Origin of the sequence: Denitratisoma sp. (assembly GCA_032027165.1) — a bacterium.
Classification (GTDB): domain Bacteria; phylum Pseudomonadota; class Gammaproteobacteria; order Burkholderiales; family Rhodocyclaceae; genus Desulfobacillus.
Map to the genome: position 1 here is coordinate 2412124 of JAVSMO010000001.1, position 16844 is coordinate 2428967.

Genomic DNA, 16844 nt, shown 5'->3' on the forward strand with positions numbered 1-16844 from the left:
CGCCCTAGGGCCATAAGTAATTTAGAATTGAATGATGCGCCGCACCGCCACCACCGCTCCCCTGCCCGCCCCCGCCACCGGCGAACGCCGCGACTGGCAGACCGTCCGCAGCCTGCTGCCCTACATCTGGGCCTACCGCGGCCGCGTGCTGTTCGCCCTGGCCTGCCTGATCGCCGCCAAGCTGGCCAACGTCGCGGTGCCGCTGGTGTTCAAGGAGGTGATCGACGCCTTCACGGCGGAAAGAACGCCACAGCAGGCCGCACTCGCCGTGCCGCTGGCGCTGCTCGCCGCCTACGGCCTGCTGCGCTTCTCGATGTCGCTGTTCACCGAGCTGCGCGAGCTGCTGTTCACCCGCGTCACCCAGCAGGCGGTGCGCAACATCGCCCTGCAGGTGTTCCGCCACCTGCACGCCCTCTCGCTGCGCTTCCACCTCGAGCGGCAGACCGGCGGCCTGACGCGCGACATCGAGCGCGGCACGCGCTCCATCGGCACGCTGATCAGCTACACCATCTACAGCATCCTGCCGACGCTGGTCGAGGTCGGCCTGGTGATCGGCATCCTGGCTTCGCGCTACGAGGCCAGCTTCGCCTGGATCACCGTCGGCGCCCTCGTCATCTACATCGCCTTCACCGTGCTGGTGACCAACTGGCGCACCCAGCTGCGGCGCGAGGTCAACGAGATCGACTCGGCCGCCAACTCGCGCGCCATCGACAGCCTGCTCAACTACGAGACGGTAAAGTACTTCAACAACGAGGACTACGAGGCGCGCCGCTACGACCAGCAGATGCAGAAGTGGGAGGCGGCGCAGGTGAAGAGCCAGGTCTCGCTGTCCTTCCTCAACCTCGGCCAGGCCGCCATCATCGCCGTCACGGTGACGCTGATCATGTGGCGCGCCGCCGTCGGCGTCACCAGCGGCGCCATGACGGTGGGCGACATCGTGCTGGTGAACGGCCTGCTCATCCAGCTCTACATCCCGCTCAACTGGCTCGGCGTGCTCTACCGCGAGATCCGCCAGGCGCTCACCGACATCGAGCGCATGTTCGCGTTGAAGGAAGAGCACCGCGAGATCGCCGACGCGCCCGATGCCGCGCCGCTCGCCGCCGGCCCCTGCGCGGTGCGCTTCGAGCACGTCGGCTTTTCCTACGAGGCGAAGCGGCAGATCCTCTTCGACGTCGACTTCGCCATTCCCGCCGGCGGCACGGTGGCGGTAGTCGGCCATTCGGGCTCGGGCAAGTCCACGCTGTCGCGCCTGCTGTTCCGCTTCTACGACGTGCAATCGGGCGCGGTGAAGGTGAACGGCACCGACATCCGCCGCCTGACGCAGGCCAGCCTGCGCGCGGCGATCGGCATCGTGCCGCAGGACACGGTGCTCTTCAACGAGTCGATCTACTACAACATCCAGTACGGCCGCCCCGAGGCCGGCCGCGAGGACGTCATCGCCGCGGCGCAGGCCGCCCACATCCACGACTTCGTCGAGTCGCTGCCGGAGAAGTACGACACTCGCGTCGGCGAGCGCGGCCTCAAGCTCTCCGGCGGCGAGAAGCAGCGCGTCGCCATCGCCCGGGCGCTGCTGAAGAACCCGCCGATCCTGATCTTCGACGAGGCCACCTCGGCGCTCGACTCGAAATCGGAGAAGGCCATCCAGGACGAACTGGAGCGCATCAGCGTCGGCCGCACCACGCTGGTGATCGCCCACCGGCTGTCGACCGTCATGAACGCCGACGAGATCCTCGTGCTCGACCAGGGCCGCATCGTCGAGCGCGGCACCCATCGCGCGTTGCTCGAGCGCGGCAGCGCCTACGCCCAGATGTGGGCGCTGCAGCAGCAGGAAGAAGCGGAGCAGGAAGCGGCTTAACAAAGCGCTGGGGCGGGCTTAGAATGCCCACTCCAAGAACAACCCACCCAGAGGAGACCTCCATGCGAAAAATCGCCGTGCTGCAGGCACTGACTTTGTCCGCCGGCCTGCTGGCCGCCCTGCCGGCCCTCGCCCTCGACGGCACGCTGAAAAAAATCAAGGACAGCGGCGCCGCCACCATGGGCGTGCGCGAATCCTCCGGCGGCCTCTCCTTCACCCTCGGCGACGGCAAGTTCGCCGGCTTCCATGTCGAGCTGTGCCAGCGCGCCCTGGCCGACGTCCAGAAGCAGCTCGGTCTGGCGAAGCTCGACATCAAGTATCAGCCGGTCACCTCGCAGAACCGCATCCCGCTGGTGCAGAACGGCACGGTGGACATCGAGTGCGGCTCGACCACCAACAACGCCGCCCGCCAGAAGGACGTCGCCTTCGCCGTCACCACCTACGTCGAGGAAGTCCGCATCGCCGTCAAGGCCAATTCCGGCATCACCTCGATTGCCCAGCTCAACGGCAAGAACGTCGCCACCACCACCGGCACCACCTCGGTGCAGCACCTGCGCAAGCACGAGCGCGCCGCCGGCGTGAATTTCAAGGAGGTCTTCGGCAAGGACCACGCCGACAGCTTCCTGCTGCTGGAGTCCGGCCGCGCCGACGCCTTCGTCATGGACGGCCAGATCCTCGCCGGCAACATCGCCAAGTCGAAGAACCCGGCCGACTTCAAAATCGTCGGCGAGGTGCTCTCGGTCGAGCCGATCGCCATCATGATCCGCAAGGACGACCCGGCCTTCAAGAAGGCGGTCGACGACAGCCTCAAGGCGCTGATGAAGTCCGGCGAGATGGCGAAGATCTACGACAAGTGGTTCATGCAGCCGATTCCGCCGGCCAACACCCGCATCGGCCTGCCGGCTTCCGAGGCCACCAAGGCGGCCTGGGCCAACCCGAACGACAAGCCGATGGAAGACTACGCGAAGAAGTAACCCTTCGCGCCCAAAACATCGCGCTGCGCAGCGGCGGGCAACCGTCACCCCCTTCCGCGGGAAGGGGGGCGGGGGAAGGTGGTTCATGAATTGGGACTGGCAGGTCTTCTGCAAGGACACCATCGACGGCGAGATCGTGCCGCGCTGCTTCGGCGGCGCCGGCGACGTCACCTACCTCGACTGGCTGCTCTCGGCCTGGGGCTGGACGCTGTCGGTATCGCTGCTGGCGCTCCTGGTGGCGCTGGCCTTCGGTTCCATCATGGGCATCCTGCGCACCGCGCCCAATCGCGGTTTGGTTTTGCTCGGCAACGCCTGGACCGAGCTGTTCCGCAATATCCCGCTGCTGGTGCAGATCTTCCTCTGGTACCACGTCGTGCCGGCGCTGATCCCGCCGCTGCGCGGCGTGCCGAGCTTCATCCTGGTGGTGCTCGGGCTGGGCCTGTTCACCTCGGCGCGCATCTCCGAGCAGGTGAAGGCCGGCATCCAGTCGCTGCCGCGCGGCCAGCGCATGGCCGGCCTGGCGCTCGGCTTCACCCTGCCGCAGACCTACCGCCACGTCATCCTGCCGATGGCCTTCCGCATCGTCATCCCGCCGCTCACCAGCGAGGCGATGAACATCGTCAAGAACTCGGCGGTGGCCTTCGCCGTCAGCATCTCCGAGCTGACGCTGTTCGCCCTGCAGGCGCAGGAGGAGACGGCGCGCGGCATCGAGATCTACCTCGCCGTCACCGGTCTCTACTTCCTCTCCGCCTTCGCCCTCAACCGGGTGTTTCACTTCATCGAGGGCCGCGTGCGCGTGCCCGGCATGATCGGGGGCGGCCACTGATGCTCAATCTCGATTTTGCTTTTCTGACCCCGCAGGTCCTCTCCGGCTACGTGCTGAAGGGCTTCGTCTTCTCGCTGCAGCTCACCCTCGTCGCCATGCTCGGCGGCATCGCCCTGGGCACGGTGCTGGCGCTGATGCGGCTGTCGAGCAAGCCCTGGCTGGTACTGCCCGCCGCCGCCTACGTGAACACCATGCGCAGCATCCCGCTGGTGATGGTGATCCTCTGGTTCTTCCTGCTCATCCCGCTGGCGATCGGCCGGCCGCTCGGCGCGGAGGTGTCGGCCGTCATCACCTTCACCCTGTTCGAGGCGGCCTATTACTCGGAGATCATGCGCGCCGGCATCCAGAGCATCCCGCGCGGCCAGGTCGCCGCCGGCTACGCCCTCGGCATGAGCTACGGCCAGACCATGGGCCTCGTCGTGCTGCCGCAGGCCTTCCGCAACATGCTGCCGGTGCTGCTGACGCAGACCATCATCCTGTTCCAGGACACCTCGCTGGTGTACGCCATCGGCGCCTACGACCTGCTCAAGGGCTTCGAGGTCGCCGGCAAGAACTTCAACCGGCCGGTGGAGACCTACCTCGTCGCCGCCGTGCTGTATTTCGTCATCAGCTTCAGCCTGTCGATGCTGGTGAGGAAACTGCAGCAGCGCATCGCCATCGTCCGCTAATCCGGAAAGCCATCATGCCCATGATCGAGATGAAGAACGTCAGCAAATGGTACGGCACGTTCCAGGTGCTGACGGACTGCACCACCCAGGTCGAAAAGGGCGAGGTGATCGTCGTCTGCGGTCCCTCCGGCTCGGGCAAGTCGACCCTGATCAAGTGCGTGAACGGCCTCGAGCCTTTCCAGCAGGGCGAGGTGCGGGTCAACGGCATTTCCGTCGGCGACCCGAAGACCGACCTGCCGAAGCTGCGCGCCCACGTCGGCATGGTGTTCCAGCACTTCGAGCTGTTCCCGCACATGTCGATCACGGAGAACCTCGCCATCGCCCAGGTGAAGGTGCTCGGCCGCGGCAAGGACGAAGCCCGCGAACGCGGCCTCAAGCTGCTCGACCGCGTCGGCCTGCGCGCCCACGCCGACAAGTTCCCCGGCCAGCTCTCCGGCGGCCAGCAGCAGCGCGTCGCTATCGCCCGCGCGCTCGCCATGGACCCGATCTGCATGCTCTTCGACGAGCCGACCTCGGCGCTCGACCCGGAGATGATCAACGAGGTGCTCGACGTCATGGTCGAACTGGCGCAGGAAGGCATGACCATGATGGTGGTGACGCACGAGATGGGCTTCGCGCGGAAGGTCGCGCACCGCGTCGTCTTCATGGACCAAGGTAGAATCGTGGAAGACGACAAGAAGGAAGCTTTCTTCGGCAGCCCGCGCTCGGAGCGCGCACAGCAGTTCCTCTCCAAGATCCTCCACCATTAAGGAGCCGGCATGGCCCAGACCGAAACCAAGAACATGGCGCTGTTCTGCGACTTCGAGAACGTCGCCCTCGGCGTGCAGGAAGCCAAGTACGCCCAGTTCGACATCCGCAAGGTGCTCGAGCGCCTGCTGCTGAAGGGCAGCATCGTCGTCAAGAAGGCCTACTGCGACTGGGCGCGCTACAAGGACTTCAAGGCGCCGATGCACGAGGCCGCCTTCGAGCTGATCGAGATCCCCCACGTGCGCCAGTCGGGCAAGAACTCCGCCGACATCCGCATGGTGGTCGACGCCCTCGACCTCTGCTACACCAAGGCGCACGTCGACACCTTCGTCATCATCAGCGGCGACTCGGATTTCTCTCCGCTGGTCTCCAAGCTGCGCGAGAACAACAAGCTGGTGATCGGCGTCGGCGTGAAGAAGTCGACCTCCGACCTGCTCATGGCCAACTGCGACGAGTTCATCTACTACGACGACCTGGTGCGCGAGGAGGAGACCAAGAAACGCACCACGAAGAAATCACCAGCTAAGCCGAAGGCTACGCCGAAGAAAGAAGGGGGAGAATCGGCAGACGAGGAAGATCGCAAGCAGGAAGCAATCGATCTGGTCTTGGAGACCATCGAAGCTCTCGCTGCAGAACGTGCCGGAGAGCCAATATGGGGGTCCATGATCAAGCCGGCCATCAAACGCCGCAAACCTGGTTTTAGCGAGTCTTATTACGGCTTCAAATCGTTTGGCCAGTTGCTTGAAGAGGCCAAGGCACGAAAACTGATTGAATTACAACGCGACGAGAAATCCAGCAACTACATCGTACGCGTGGTGTCTTCCTAAAGTCCCGGATCGCTCCCCACCTCCCCCGCCAGCGCCGACTGCACCATCCTCCGCGTCAGGTGCGGCGCGAAGAGTTCGATGAAAGTGTAGGCGTAGCCGCGCAACCAGGCGTTCCGGCGGATGCCGAGGCGGGTGGTGGCCGACTCGAAGAGGTGCGCGGCGTCGACTGCGCGCAGGTTTTTGTCCGCCGCCGGATCGAAAGCCATGTAGGCGACGATGCCGATGCCGAGCCCGAGCGCCACGTAGGTCTTGATGATGTCGGCGTCGATGGCCGTCAGCGCCACGTTGGGCGCGAGCCCGCGCGCGGCAAAGGCCTTGTTGATCTGGCTGCGGCCGGTGAAGGCGAAGTCGTAGGTGACGATCGGGTACTTGGCGATCGCCTCCAGCGTCAGCGGCTTCGCCTTGAGGATGGGGTGGTCCGGCCGGGCGATGACGCAGCGGTTCCACTGGTAGCAGGGCAGCATCACCAGCTCGTCCTGCTCGGCGATGGCCTCGGTGGCGATGGCGAGGTCCGCTTCGCCCGCCAGCACCAGCTCGCACACCTCGGTCGGGCTGCCCTGGCGCAGGCTGACGCGCACGTTCGGATGGCGCCGCATGAACTCGCGCACGATCGGCGGCAGGACATAGCGCGCCTGGGTGTGGGTGGTGGCGAGGGTCAGCGTACCGGCCTCCTCCGCGCCGAATTCCTTGCCGACGCTGCGCATATTGTCGAGGTCGCGCTGCATGCGCTCGGCGATCTTCAGCACTTCGCGCCCCGGGTCGGTGACGGCGGTGAGGCGCTTGCCCTGGCGCACGAAGACATCCACGCCGAGCTCTTCTTCCAATAGACGGATCTGCTTCGATACGCCCGGCTGCGAGGTATGCAGGGCGGCCGCGGCCTCGGAGACGTTGAGGCCGCTGCGGGCGACCTCGAGGACATAGCGCAGTTGCTGGAGGTTCATGGAAAGCCGGTCTATATAGCCAATGGTTATTTAATACTAACATCAAAGTATTTTTCAATTCTATAGGCCGTCTTTACCATGCGCCTCACCATGGATGCGGCCTACACACTATCGGGATTCGTCGTCGGCGCCATCGTCGGTCTGACCGGCGTCGGCGGCGGCTCGCTCATGACGCCGCTGCTGGTGCTGCTGTTCGGCGTGCACCCGGCGACGGCGGTGGGCACCGACCTGCTCTACGCCGCCCTCACCAAGGCCGGCGGCACGGCGGTGCACGCCGGCCACCGCACGGTGGACTGGCGCATCACCGGGCGGCTGGCCGCCGGCAGCCTGCCGGCGGCGGCGTTGACGTTGGCTTCCGTCTGGTATTTCGACATCGATCACGCCCTCTTCTCGCACCTGATCTCGGGCGCGCTGGGCGTGGCGCTGCTGCTCACTGCCGCCGCCCTCGTCTTCAAGGCGCGCGTGCAGCGCTTCGCCCTCGCCCACCTGTCCGACGCCTGGCACACGCGCCGCGTCGGCCCGGCGACGGTCGCCGTCGGCGCGCTGCTCGGCGTGCTGGTCTCGCTCTCCTCGGTCGGCGCCGGCGCGCTCGGCGTCACGGCGCTGCTGTTCCTCTACCCGCAGCTTCCGGCGGTGCGCATCGTCGGCTCGGACCTCGCCCATGCCGTGCCGCTGACCCTGGTCGCCGGCCTCGGCCACTGGCTGCTCGGCAACATCGACTGGAGCCTGCTCGGCGCCCTGCTGCTCGGTTCGCTGCCCGGCATCTGGCTCGGCAGCCACTTCGCCGTGAAGGTGCCCGAGCGCTGGCTGCGCTCGGGCCTCGCCGCGCTGCTGGTTCTTATCGGAACAAAACTGGTTTTTTGAAAGGAAGCATCATGACGACCCCACTCGCCCCCCTCGCCGACGCCGACGAAATCGCCCACTACGAAGAGGCGCTCGCCCGCTACCTCGACCTGGAGCTCGACGCCGAGCGCTTCACCGCCCTGCGCCTGCAGCAGGGCGTGTACGGCCAGCGCCAGGAGGGCGTGAACATGGTGCGCATCAAGCTGCCCGGCGGCCGCCTCGATCCGGCGCGGCTGGCGGCCATCGCCGAGGTCACCGAGAAGCACGTGCCGCAGCAGGTGGCGCACGTCACGACGCGGCAGGACATCCAGCTGCACCACGTGCCGCTGGCCGAGACCGGCGCCGTGCTGCGCCGCCTGGCCGAGGACGGCGTGACGACGCGCGAGGCCTGCGGCAACACCATCCGCAACATCACCGCCTGCCCGCTCGCCGGCGCCTGCCCGCGCGAGCACACCGATGTCACTGCGCATCTCGATGGCGCCGTCGCGCACTTCCTGCGCAACCCGCTCAACCAGCAGATGCCGCGCAAGTTCAAGGTCAGCTTCTCCGGCTGCGAGGCCGACTGCGCCCAGGGACTGATCCACGACCTCGGCCTCGTCGCCACGCGAAAGGGCGAGCGCAGCGGCTTCACCGTCCTCGCCGGCGGCGGCCTCGGCCACAAGCCGCACGAGGCGATCACCGTCGCCGAGTTCATCGAGGAACAGGACCTGCTGCCGGCGATGGAAGCGGTGATCACCCTGCACAACAAGTACTCGGACCGCAGCAAGCGCGCCAAGTCGCGCATCAAGTTCCTGGTCGACCGCTTCGGCGAGGCCGGCTTCATCGCGCGCTTCGACGAGGAGTTCGCCCGCACGCGTGCGGCGCTGGCCGGCAAGCCGGCGCCGCGGGGCGAATGGCGCGCCACCGCGCGCGGCCCGGTGCCGGGCCCGGGCGCGCCGCGCGTCTTCTTCGCGCAGAAGCAGGCCGGCCTGCATGTCGTGCCCGTGTCCGCACCGCTCGGCCAGCTCACGGCCGCCCAGCTCGCCGGTCTCGCCGCGCTGCTCGGCGAATTCGGCCTCGACGATGTGCGCACGACGCAGGACCAGAACCTGATCGTGCTGAACGTGCCGGCGGCGCAGATCTCGGCGCTCACCGCGCGCCTGGGCGAGCTCGGCCTGAAGACGCCGCGGGCGGGCGACAACGTCGTCGCCTGCCCCGGCGCGTCGACCTGCCGCCTCGGCATCACCACCTCGATGCATGCCGCGCCGAAGCTCTCCGGCGGCCGGCACGACCTGCGCATCCGCGTCTCCGGCTGCCACAACGGCTGCGCCCAGCCGGAGTCGGGCGACATCGGCCTCTACGGCGAGGGCAAGCGCCAGCACGGCAAGCTGATCCCGCACTACCAGTTGTACTTCGGCGGCGACGGCACCAGCGCCTGCGGATCGATCGCCCTGAAGGGGCCGTCGGTCCCGTCGGCCCGCATCGAACAGGCCGTCGCGCGCGTGCAGAAGGCCTTCGACGAGGAGCGCGTCGAAGGCGAGCGTTTCTTCGGCTGGGCGCAGCGCCAGGGCGCCGCGCGTTTCCAGTCACTATTGGCCGACCTGACCCAGGTCTCGCGCTTCGAGCTGGCCAAGCTCTCGCGCGACCACGGCGACGCGGCGGACTTCCGCGTCGTCTCGCTCGGCGGCGGCGAGTGCGCCTCGGCCACCGACGTCGCCATCGGCCGCGCCTTCTTCGACGCCGCGCACGAGCGCGGGTACCGAGAAGCCTTCGTGTTCCAGCGCAAGCTCGAAGATGCGGCAGCCTGCGCCGAGGCGCAGCTCAGGCTGGTCGGCGAGGGGCTGGCCGGCTTCCTCGGCGGCGACAAGGCGAAGGAGCTCGCCGACATCGCCGCCGTGCTGCAGGGACTGACTTTTGCCGAAGCGCTGGGCGAGCGGCTCGGCCGGATTGCCGAAGCCTTGGCGGGCCTGGTCGAGGCCGCCGAAGCCGAGGTCAAGCCAATATTCACCGAGATCGACCGCTGGATCGTCGACGCCGCCGCCCTGTGCCAGGCGCACGACCCGCAGCTCGACCTGCGCGGCGCCCTGCCCGCGGTGCCTGCCGTCCGCAAGACCGAACTGGCCGCAGCCTGAAAGAGGACACGAAATGAGCCTGGAAAAGCTTCCGCAGCAGCGCATCGACGAAGCCGTCGCATTGCTCAAGCGCATCGAGGCCGGGTTCGCCCCGGCCGCTTTCGCCAACAGTCTCGGCGCCGAGGACATGGTGCTCACCGACCTGATCGCCCGCCACGCGCCCGGAATCGAGATGTTCACCCTCGATACCGGCCGACTGCACGAGGAGACCTACCGCCTGATGCAGCAGGTGGCCGACCGCTACGACCAGCCGCTGCGCGTCTACTTCCCGCAGCCGGAGGCGGTGCAGCAGTACGCCACGGCGCACGGCGTGAATGGGTTTTATGAGGGCGTCGAGCAGCGCAAGGCCTGCTGCCAGGCCCGCAAGGTCGAGCCGCTCGGCCGGGCGCTGGCGGGCAAGACGGCCTGGATCACCGGCCTGCGCCGCGAGCAGGCGGTGACGCGGCACGACCTGCCCGAGCGCGAGTTCGATGCCGCCCACGGCATCGAGAAATTCAACCCGCTCGCCGCCTGGAGCGAGGCCGAGGTGTGGGCCTATATCCATGCCTACGGCGTTCCGTATAACGAACTGCACGCGCGCGGCTTCCCCAGCATCGGCTGCGCGCCGTGCACCCGCGCGCTAGCCGCCGGCGAGGATCTCCGCGCCGGCCGCTGGTGGTGGGAGGATCCCGCCACCAAGGAATGCGGGCTGCATCCGGCCAGGCGCGAGAAGGAGGCGGCATGACGGACGTGCTGCTGCAGGAGCGCGCCCGCGCCGCCGCGCCCGCTCTCGACCACCTCGACTGGCTGGAGGCCGAGGCCATCCACATCCTGCGCGAAGTGGCCGGCCAGTGCAGCAACCCGGTGCTGCTCTTCTCCGGCGGCAAGGACTCGATCTGCCTGCTGCGCCTGGCGGAGAAGGCCTTCCGCCCGGGCCGGTTTCCCTTTCCCCTGCTGCATGTCGACACCGGCCACAACTATCCCGAGGTGACGGCCTTCCGCGACAAGCGCGCCGCCGAGCTCGGCGAGCGCCTCATCGTGCGCTCGGTCGAGAACTCGATGGCGCGCGGCACGGTGGTGCTGAAGTCGCCCAATGAATCGCGCAACAAGCACCAGTCGGTGACGCTGCTCGAGGCCATCGCCGAGTTCGGCTTCGACGCCTGCATCGGCGGCGCCCGCCGCGACGAGGAAAAGGCCCGCGCCAAGGAACGGGTGTTCTCCTTCCGCGACGACTTCGGCCAGTGGGACCCGAAGAACCAGCGGCCGGAACTGTGGAGCCTCTACAACGCCCGCATCAATCCGGGCGAGAACATCCGCGCCTTCCCGATTTCCAACTGGACCGAGCTGGATGTCTGGCAATACATCGCCCGCGAGGGACTGGAACTGCCTTCGATCTACTTCGCCCACCGCCGCCCGGTCGTGCGCCGCAACGGCGCACTGGTGCCGGTGACGGCCCTGACGCCGCCGCGCGAAGGCGAGCCGGTCGAGCAGGTCTCGGTGCGCTTCCGCACCGTCGGCGACATCACCTGCACGGCGCCGGTGGAATCCGCCGCCGACACGTTGGAGAAGATCATCGCCGAGACCGCGGTCACCACCGTTTCCGAGCGCGGCGCCACGCGCCTGGACGACCAGACGTCCGAGGCGTCGATGGAGCAGCGCAAGAAGGAGGGTTATTTCTGATGTCCGCCCGCGAACCCCTGCCCCAGAGGCAGATCGAGGACCATGGCCTGCTGCGCTTCCTCACCTGCGGCAGCGTCGACGACGGCAAGAGCGCGCTGATCGGACGCCTGCTCTACGACAGCAAGTCGATCCTCGCCGACACCCTGCACGCCATCGAGCGCACTTCGCGGAAGCGCGGTCTGGAGACGGCGGATCTCTCGCTCCTCACCGACGGCCTGCAGGCCGAGCGCGAGCAGGGCATTACCATCGACGTCGCCTACCGCTACTTCTCGACCGGCACGCGCAAGTACATCATCGCCGACGCGCCCGGCCACGAGCAGTACACCCGCAATATGGTCACGGCGGCGTCGATCGCCGACCTCGCCGTCATTCTCGTCGACGTGCGCAAAGGCATGCTGACGCAGACGCGGAGACACTCCTACATAGCCCACCTCGTCGGCATCCCGCACCTGGTGGTGGCCGTCAACAAGATGGACCTGGTCGATTACTCGCAGGAATTCTTCGATCGCATCCGGCAGGATTACCTGCGCTTTGCCGCGACGCTCGGCATCCGCGACGTGCGCTTCATCCCGATTTCCGCCCTCGCGGGCGACATGGTCGTCGAACGCGGCGACCGCCTACCCTGGTACAAAGGGCCGACGCTGATGGAGTTGCTCGAAACGTCACCCCCTGCACACAACGAGGCCCCAAAGCCGTTCCGCTTCCCGGTGCAATACGTCTGCCGCCCGCGCACCCCCGAGCACCACGACTTCCGGGGCTACATGGGGCGCATCGAGTCCGGCGAGATTGCCGTCGGCGACGAAGTGCAGGTTCTGCCCTCCGGCCGCACGACCCGCGTGCGCGACATCCGTCTGCTGGACCGTTCCCTGCCGCAAGCCGGCAGCGAGCGCTCGGTGACGCTGCTGCTCGAGGACGAGGTCGACGTTTCGCGCGGCGACATGATAGTCAGTCCCGCCGGCACGGCGAACGCGACGAAGCTGATCGAGGCGATGGTCTGCTGGCTGGCCGAGACGCCGCTCGAACCCGGCCACAAGTACGTCGTTCGCCACACGACGCGCGAGACAAAGGCGCTGGTGGCGGCCATCGAGTACCGGCAGGACATCAACGAACTGAAGCACGTCGCAGGCGGCCGGCTGGAAATGAACGATATCGGCAGCGTGACCTTCAAGTTGGCGCAGCCGCTGTTTGTCGACCCTTATCGATCGAACCGCGCCACCGGCGCCTTCATCCTCATCGACGAGCAGACGAACAACACCGTCGGCGCCGGCATGATTGTCTAAAGGCTTTCCGGGTAGCCGAACAGGCCGGGGCTGCCGCCGGTGTGTACGAACAGCAGGGACTGGTCCTTGCCGTAGCGGCCGCTGCGCGCCAGCGCGACAAGGCCGGCGAACGCCTTGCCGGTATAGACCGGGTCAAGCACCAGTCCTTCGAAGCGGGCCGCCAGCGAGAGCGCCTCACGCATCGATTCGGTCGGTCTGGCATAACCGGGCCCGACGAACTCGTCCATCACGACAACTCCGGCGGCCGTGTCAGTGCCTGCATGGCCGAGCAGGCGCAGTGCCTCTTCCGCCTGCCTGTACGCCAGCGCTTCCTGCTCCCGCCGGTCACCCTCGACGGCCACGCCGATCACTGGCACTCCGCCAAGCAGCTTCATGCCGGCAACCAGCCCGCCCTGCGTTCCGCCACTGCCAGTGGCGACCACAACCGCGTCGAACCTCATTTTTTCGGCATTTGCCTGCGCAAGGATTTCCTGAGCGCAGACGGCATAGCCAAGGTTGCCCAGGCCGCAGCTGCCGCCGACGGGGATGCAGTAGGGCCGGCGCCCCTCTCCGCGCAGCACCTCGGCGCGCGTCGTCATGAAGGCGTCGCGGCTTTCATGCGCTGCGAGCACGTGCAGGCACGCGCCGAACAGGCGATCGAGCAACACGTTTCCGCTGTCGAGATAGGCTTCCGTTGCATGGCTGCCGCGGCGCAGAATCAGTTCGCAATCGAGCCCCAGTCGGGCGCAGGCGGCCGCAGTCTGCCGCGCATGATTGGACTGCATGGCGCCAACCGTGAGTACGGTGTCGGCGCCTTGCGCCCGCGCCTCGCCGAGGAGGAACTCCAGCTTGCGCAGCTTGTTGCCGCCCAGGCCGAGGCGGGTCAGGTCGTCGCGCTTGACGAAGAGCCGCGGCCCGCCCAGATAAGCCGTGAGCCGCGGCAGCGGCTCGATCGGCGTCGGCAGGCCGGCCAGGGGAACGTGCGGGAAACGGGACAGGTCCATGGGCTCAGCTTAGCAGCCGGCGCAGAAACGACAAAGCCCGCCGAAGCGGGCCTTGTCATGAAGCGGTGACGCCTTATTCCGCGGCGGGCGCCTCGGCGGTCGGCTCCGGGCGATCCACCAGTTCGACCAGCGCCATCGGCGCGTTGTCGCCCTGGCGGAAGCCGAACTTCAGGATGCGCAGGTAGCCGCCGTTGCGGTTGGCGAAGCGCGGGCCCAACTCGTCGAACAGCTTGGTGACGATGTCGCGGTCGCGCAGGCGGTTGAAGGCCAGACGGCGGTTGGCGAGCGAAGGCTTCTTGCCCAGCGTGATCATGGGCTCGACGACGCGGCGCAGTTCCTTGGCCTTGGGCAGCGTGGTCTTGATCGCCTCATGCAGCAGGAGGGAGTTGGTCATGTTGCGCAGCATGGCCAGGCGATGGCTGCTGGTGCGGTTGAGTTTGCGAAGACCGTGACGGTGGCGCATTGGATACCTCTTGTTCTAATGCTGCCGGGGTTACGACAGCTTTTCCAGGCCCATCGGGGGCCAGTTCTCGAGCTTCATGCCCAGGGTAAGGCCGCGGGAGGCCAGCACTTCCTTGATCTCGTTGAGCGACTTGCGGCCGAGGTTCGGCGTCTTCAGCAACTCCGTCTCGGTGCGCTGGATCAGGTCGCCGATGTAATAGATGTTTTCGGCCTTCAGGCAGTTGGCCGAGCGCACCGTCAGTTCGAGATCGTCCACCGGGCGCAACAGGATCGGATCGACCTGGCTGGGACGCGGCGCTTCGACGGCGATCGGCGTCCCTTCGAGGTCGGCGAAGACGGAGAGCTGTTCCATCAGAACGCGCGCGGCGTAGCGGATAGCCTCTTCCGGCTCGATGGCGCCATTGGTCTCGATGTCCATGATCAGCTTGTCGAGGTCGGTGCGCTGCTCGACACGGGCAGACTCGACCGTGTAGGCGACCCGGCGCACCGGGCTGAACGAGGCATCGATCATGATGCGGCCGATGCCCTTGGTTTCGCCAGTTGCCGGCCGGGCGTTCGCGGGGATATAACCGCGGCCGCTTTCGACCTTGATCTGCATCTCCAGCTTGCCGCCGGGGGCGACATGGGCGATGACGTGATCCGGATTGATGATTTCGACATCGTGGCCGGCCTCGATGTCGCCGGCTGTAACGACGCCCTCGCCCTGTTTGGTGAGCGTGAGGATCGCCTCGCCACGATTGTGCATCTTGAGCACGACACCCTTCAGGTTAAGCATCAGGTCGACGACGTCCTCACGAACGCCGTCGAGGGTGGAGTACTCGTGCAGCACGCCCTCGATATTGACCTCGGTCGGCGCCGAGCCGGGCATCGAGGACAGCAGGATGCGGCGCAGGGCATTGCCGAGCGTATGGCCATAGCCGCGCTCGAACGGCTCCATGACGACGCGGGCATGCACCGGGGAGAGGGTTTGCACATCGATGATGCGCGGTTTCAGCAGCGAAGTCGCTTGCATCTGTTTCCCTTCAGGTTCGTTGCGTCTGCGAGACGTCGGGTTAGCGCGAATACAATTCGACGACCAGGCTTTCGTTGATCGTCGCCGGCAAATCGGTGCGCGCCGGATAGGACTTGAACACACCCTTGCCGGCCTTGGCGTCGACCTCGATCCACTCCGGGAAGCCGCGCGACTCGGCGGCCTCCAGCGCAGCCTTGACACGCAAGTGGCCGCGTGTCTTCTCGGTGAGTTCCACCGTATCGCCGGGGCGCAGGTCATAGGAGGGAATATTCACGCGCTTGCCATTGACAAGCACGCCATTGTGGCGCACCAGCTGGCGCGCTTCCGCACGGGAAGCGCCGAATCCCATGCGATAGGCAACGGTATCGAGTCGGCTTTCCAGCAACTGCAGTAGGTTCTCGCCAGTCTGTCCCTTGCGGCGGTCGGCCTCGGCATACACCTTGCGGAACTGGCGCTCGAGCACGCCGTAGGTGCGACGAATCTTCTGCTTCTCGCGCAGTTGCACCCCATAGCCGGACAGACGCTGGCCGGACTTCTGGCCATGCTGGCCGGGGGCGTAGGAACGGCGCTCGACGGCGCACTTGTCAGTGAAGCATTTTTCGCCTTTCAGGAAGAGCTTTTCGCCTTCCCGACGGCACTGGCGGCATTTGGCATCTAGGTTGCGGGCCACGGTTTACTCCTGATGTTCTCTGGCTCTCAGACGCGGCGCTTTTTCGGCGGGCGGCAGCCGTTGTGGGGAATCGGCGTGATGTCGGTGATGCTGGTGATCTTCATGCCGATGGCGTTGAGCGCGCGCACCGCGGATTCGCGGCCGGGGCCAGGGCCCGTAATGCGCACCTCCAGGTTCTTCACGCCGCATTCCTGCGCGGCCTTGCCGGCATGCTCGGCGGCAACCTGCGCGGCAAACGGCGTGCTCTTGCGCGAGCCCTTGAAGCCGGCACCACCGGACGTCGCCCACGACAGAGCATTACCCTGGCGGTCGGTGATCGTGATGATCGTATTGTTGAAGGAGGCATGAACGTGCGCGATACCTTCGGCAACGTTCTTCTTGACCTTCTTGCGCGCCTTGGTGGCGCTGGATTTCGTAACCATCTGTCAGTTCCTTACTTCGTCGCACGGATCGCCTTGCGCGGTCCCTTGCGCGTGCGAGCATTGGTCCGCGTGCGCTGCCCACGGCAGGGCAGGCCCTTGCGATGGCGCACGCCACGATAGCAGCCGAGATCCATCAGGCGCTTGATGCTCATGGTCACCTCGCGGCGCAGATCACCCTCGATAGTGAACTTGCCGACTTCCTCACGCAGCTTGTCCATCTGCGTGTCGGTCAAATCCTTGATCTTCGTCGCGTGTGCAATGCCGGCGGCATCGCAAATCTTCTGCGCGCGCGTGCGGCCAATACCGTAGATCGCGGTCAACGCGATTGCGGTATGTTGATGGTTGGGAATATTTACCCCTGCGATGCGGGCCATAAGCGTAGACCTTTCGTCACCCCAAAAAAGCGGAACCGTAAATTATATCTGAGCCGTCCTGCCTGATCAACCTTGGCGCTGCTTGTGGCGAGGGTCCTTGCAAATGATGCGGACCACGCCCTTGCGGCGGATGACCTTGCAGTTGCGGCATAGCTTCTTGACCGATGCGAGAACTTTCATGTTTTTCTCC

Annotated in this window: 19 protein-coding genes; 11 read left to right on the plus strand and 8 right to left on the minus strand. The window is 66.5% G+C overall.

Annotated features, from left to right (window positions below; genetic code table 11):
* Positions 1-34: 34 nt before the first annotated feature.
* The 6 genes from ROZ00_11720 (at position 35) to ROZ00_11745 (ending at position 5897) form a co-directional block, all read left to right on the plus strand.
* On the plus strand, positions 35-1855 hold the full coding sequence (locus ROZ00_11720) for an ABC transporter ATP-binding protein/permease (GenBank protein MDT3736887.1): 1821 nt from the start codon (positions 35-37) through the stop codon (positions 1853-1855).
* A 62-nt stretch (positions 1856-1917) separates the two neighbouring features.
* Complete coding sequence (locus ROZ00_11725) at positions 1918-2829, plus strand: amino acid ABC transporter substrate-binding protein (protein MDT3736888.1); 912 nt, start codon at positions 1918-1920, stop codon at positions 2827-2829.
* Positions 2830-2914: 85 nt separating this feature from the next.
* Complete coding sequence (locus ROZ00_11730) at positions 2915-3655, plus strand: amino acid ABC transporter permease (GenBank protein MDT3736889.1); 741 nt, start codon at positions 2915-2917, stop codon at positions 3653-3655.
* Positions 3655-4323 carry an amino acid ABC transporter permease gene (locus tag ROZ00_11735; GenBank protein MDT3736890.1) on the plus strand — a complete coding sequence of 223 codons (669 nt, stop codon included), beginning with the start codon at positions 3655-3657 and terminating at the stop codon, positions 4321-4323. The genes ROZ00_11730 and ROZ00_11735 overlap by 1 nt, the downstream gene beginning before the upstream one ends.
* A 14-nt stretch (positions 4324-4337) precedes the next feature.
* A complete protein-coding gene (locus tag ROZ00_11740; protein ID MDT3736891.1) occupies positions 4338-5072 on the plus strand; it encodes an amino acid ABC transporter ATP-binding protein in 735 nt (244 codons plus the stop codon).
* A 9-nt stretch (positions 5073-5081) separates the two neighbouring features.
* Positions 5082-5897, plus strand: a complete 816-nt coding sequence (locus tag ROZ00_11745) for an NYN domain-containing protein (GenBank protein ID MDT3736892.1) — start codon at positions 5082-5084, stop codon at positions 5895-5897.
* Here the strand turns inward: ROZ00_11745 and cysB are convergent.
* Positions 5894-6838, minus strand: coding sequence for an HTH-type transcriptional regulator CysB (gene cysB / locus ROZ00_11750; protein ID MDT3736893.1), 945 nt, complete (start codon positions 6836-6838; stop codon positions 5894-5896). The two genes, ROZ00_11745 and cysB, sit on opposite strands and share 4 nt — an antisense overlap.
* A gap of 90 nt (positions 6839-6928) precedes the next feature.
* Between cysB and ROZ00_11755 the strand changes: the two genes are divergently transcribed.
* From ROZ00_11755 to cysN, 5 genes are read left to right on the plus strand one after another with little or no spacing between them, the layout of a single operon-like run.
* Positions 6929-7702 carry a sulfite exporter TauE/SafE family protein gene (locus tag ROZ00_11755; GenBank protein ID MDT3736894.1) on the plus strand — a complete coding sequence of 258 codons (774 nt, stop codon included), beginning with the start codon at positions 6929-6931 and terminating at the stop codon, positions 7700-7702.
* Between the two features lie 11 nt (positions 7703-7713).
* Complete coding sequence (locus ROZ00_11760; GenBank protein ID MDT3736895.1) at positions 7714-9792, plus strand: nitrite/sulfite reductase; 2079 nt, start codon at positions 7714-7716, stop codon at positions 9790-9792.
* A 13-nt stretch (positions 9793-9805) separates the two neighbouring features.
* A complete protein-coding gene (locus ROZ00_11765; GenBank protein MDT3736896.1) occupies positions 9806-10516 on the plus strand; it encodes a phosphoadenylyl-sulfate reductase in 711 nt (236 codons plus the stop codon).
* Entirely contained in the window at positions 10513-11451 is a 939-nt protein-coding gene (gene cysD, locus ROZ00_11770) for a sulfate adenylyltransferase subunit CysD (protein ID MDT3736897.1), read from the plus strand. The genes ROZ00_11765 and cysD overlap by 4 nt, the downstream gene beginning before the upstream one ends.
* A complete protein-coding gene (gene cysN, locus ROZ00_11775; protein ID MDT3736898.1) occupies positions 11451-12731 on the plus strand; it encodes a sulfate adenylyltransferase subunit CysN in 1281 nt (426 codons plus the stop codon). The genes cysD and cysN overlap by 1 nt, the downstream gene beginning before the upstream one ends.
* On the opposite strand, the gene ROZ00_11780 is transcribed toward cysN, so the two are convergent.
* The 7 genes from ROZ00_11780 to rpmJ all read right to left on the minus strand — a co-directional run bounded on the left by ROZ00_11780 (position 12728) and on the right by rpmJ (position 16834).
* Positions 12728-13714: a D-cysteine desulfhydrase family protein gene (locus ROZ00_11780; GenBank protein MDT3736899.1), complete on the minus strand. Its 987-nt coding sequence runs from the start codon at positions 13712-13714 to the stop codon at positions 12728-12730. The two genes, cysN and ROZ00_11780, sit on opposite strands and share 4 nt — an antisense overlap.
* A 73-nt stretch (positions 13715-13787) precedes the next feature.
* Complete coding sequence (gene rplQ / locus ROZ00_11785; protein MDT3736900.1) at positions 13788-14177, minus strand: 50S ribosomal protein L17; 390 nt, start codon at positions 14175-14177, stop codon at positions 13788-13790.
* A gap of 30 nt (positions 14178-14207) precedes the next feature.
* A complete protein-coding gene (rpoA, locus tag ROZ00_11790; protein MDT3736901.1) occupies positions 14208-15188 on the minus strand; it encodes a DNA-directed RNA polymerase subunit alpha in 981 nt (326 codons plus the stop codon).
* A gap of 40 nt (positions 15189-15228) precedes the next feature.
* On the minus strand, positions 15229-15858 hold the full coding sequence (gene rpsD / locus ROZ00_11795; protein ID MDT3736902.1) for a 30S ribosomal protein S4: 630 nt from the start codon (positions 15856-15858) through the stop codon (positions 15229-15231).
* A gap of 26 nt (positions 15859-15884) precedes the next feature.
* Positions 15885-16280: a 30S ribosomal protein S11 gene (gene rpsK, locus ROZ00_11800; GenBank protein ID MDT3736903.1), complete on the minus strand. Its 396-nt coding sequence runs from the start codon at positions 16278-16280 to the stop codon at positions 15885-15887.
* A gap of 11 nt (positions 16281-16291) precedes the next feature.
* The gene (rpsM, locus tag ROZ00_11805) at positions 16292-16654 is read right to left on the minus strand and encodes a 30S ribosomal protein S13 (protein MDT3736904.1); all 363 of its coding nucleotides are present in this window, start codon (positions 16652-16654) and stop codon (positions 16292-16294) included.
* 66 nt (positions 16655-16720) lie between these two features.
* On the minus strand, positions 16721-16834 hold the full coding sequence (rpmJ, locus tag ROZ00_11810) for a 50S ribosomal protein L36 (GenBank protein ID MDT3736905.1): 114 nt from the start codon (positions 16832-16834) through the stop codon (positions 16721-16723).
* Positions 16835-16844: the final 10 nt, after the last annotated feature.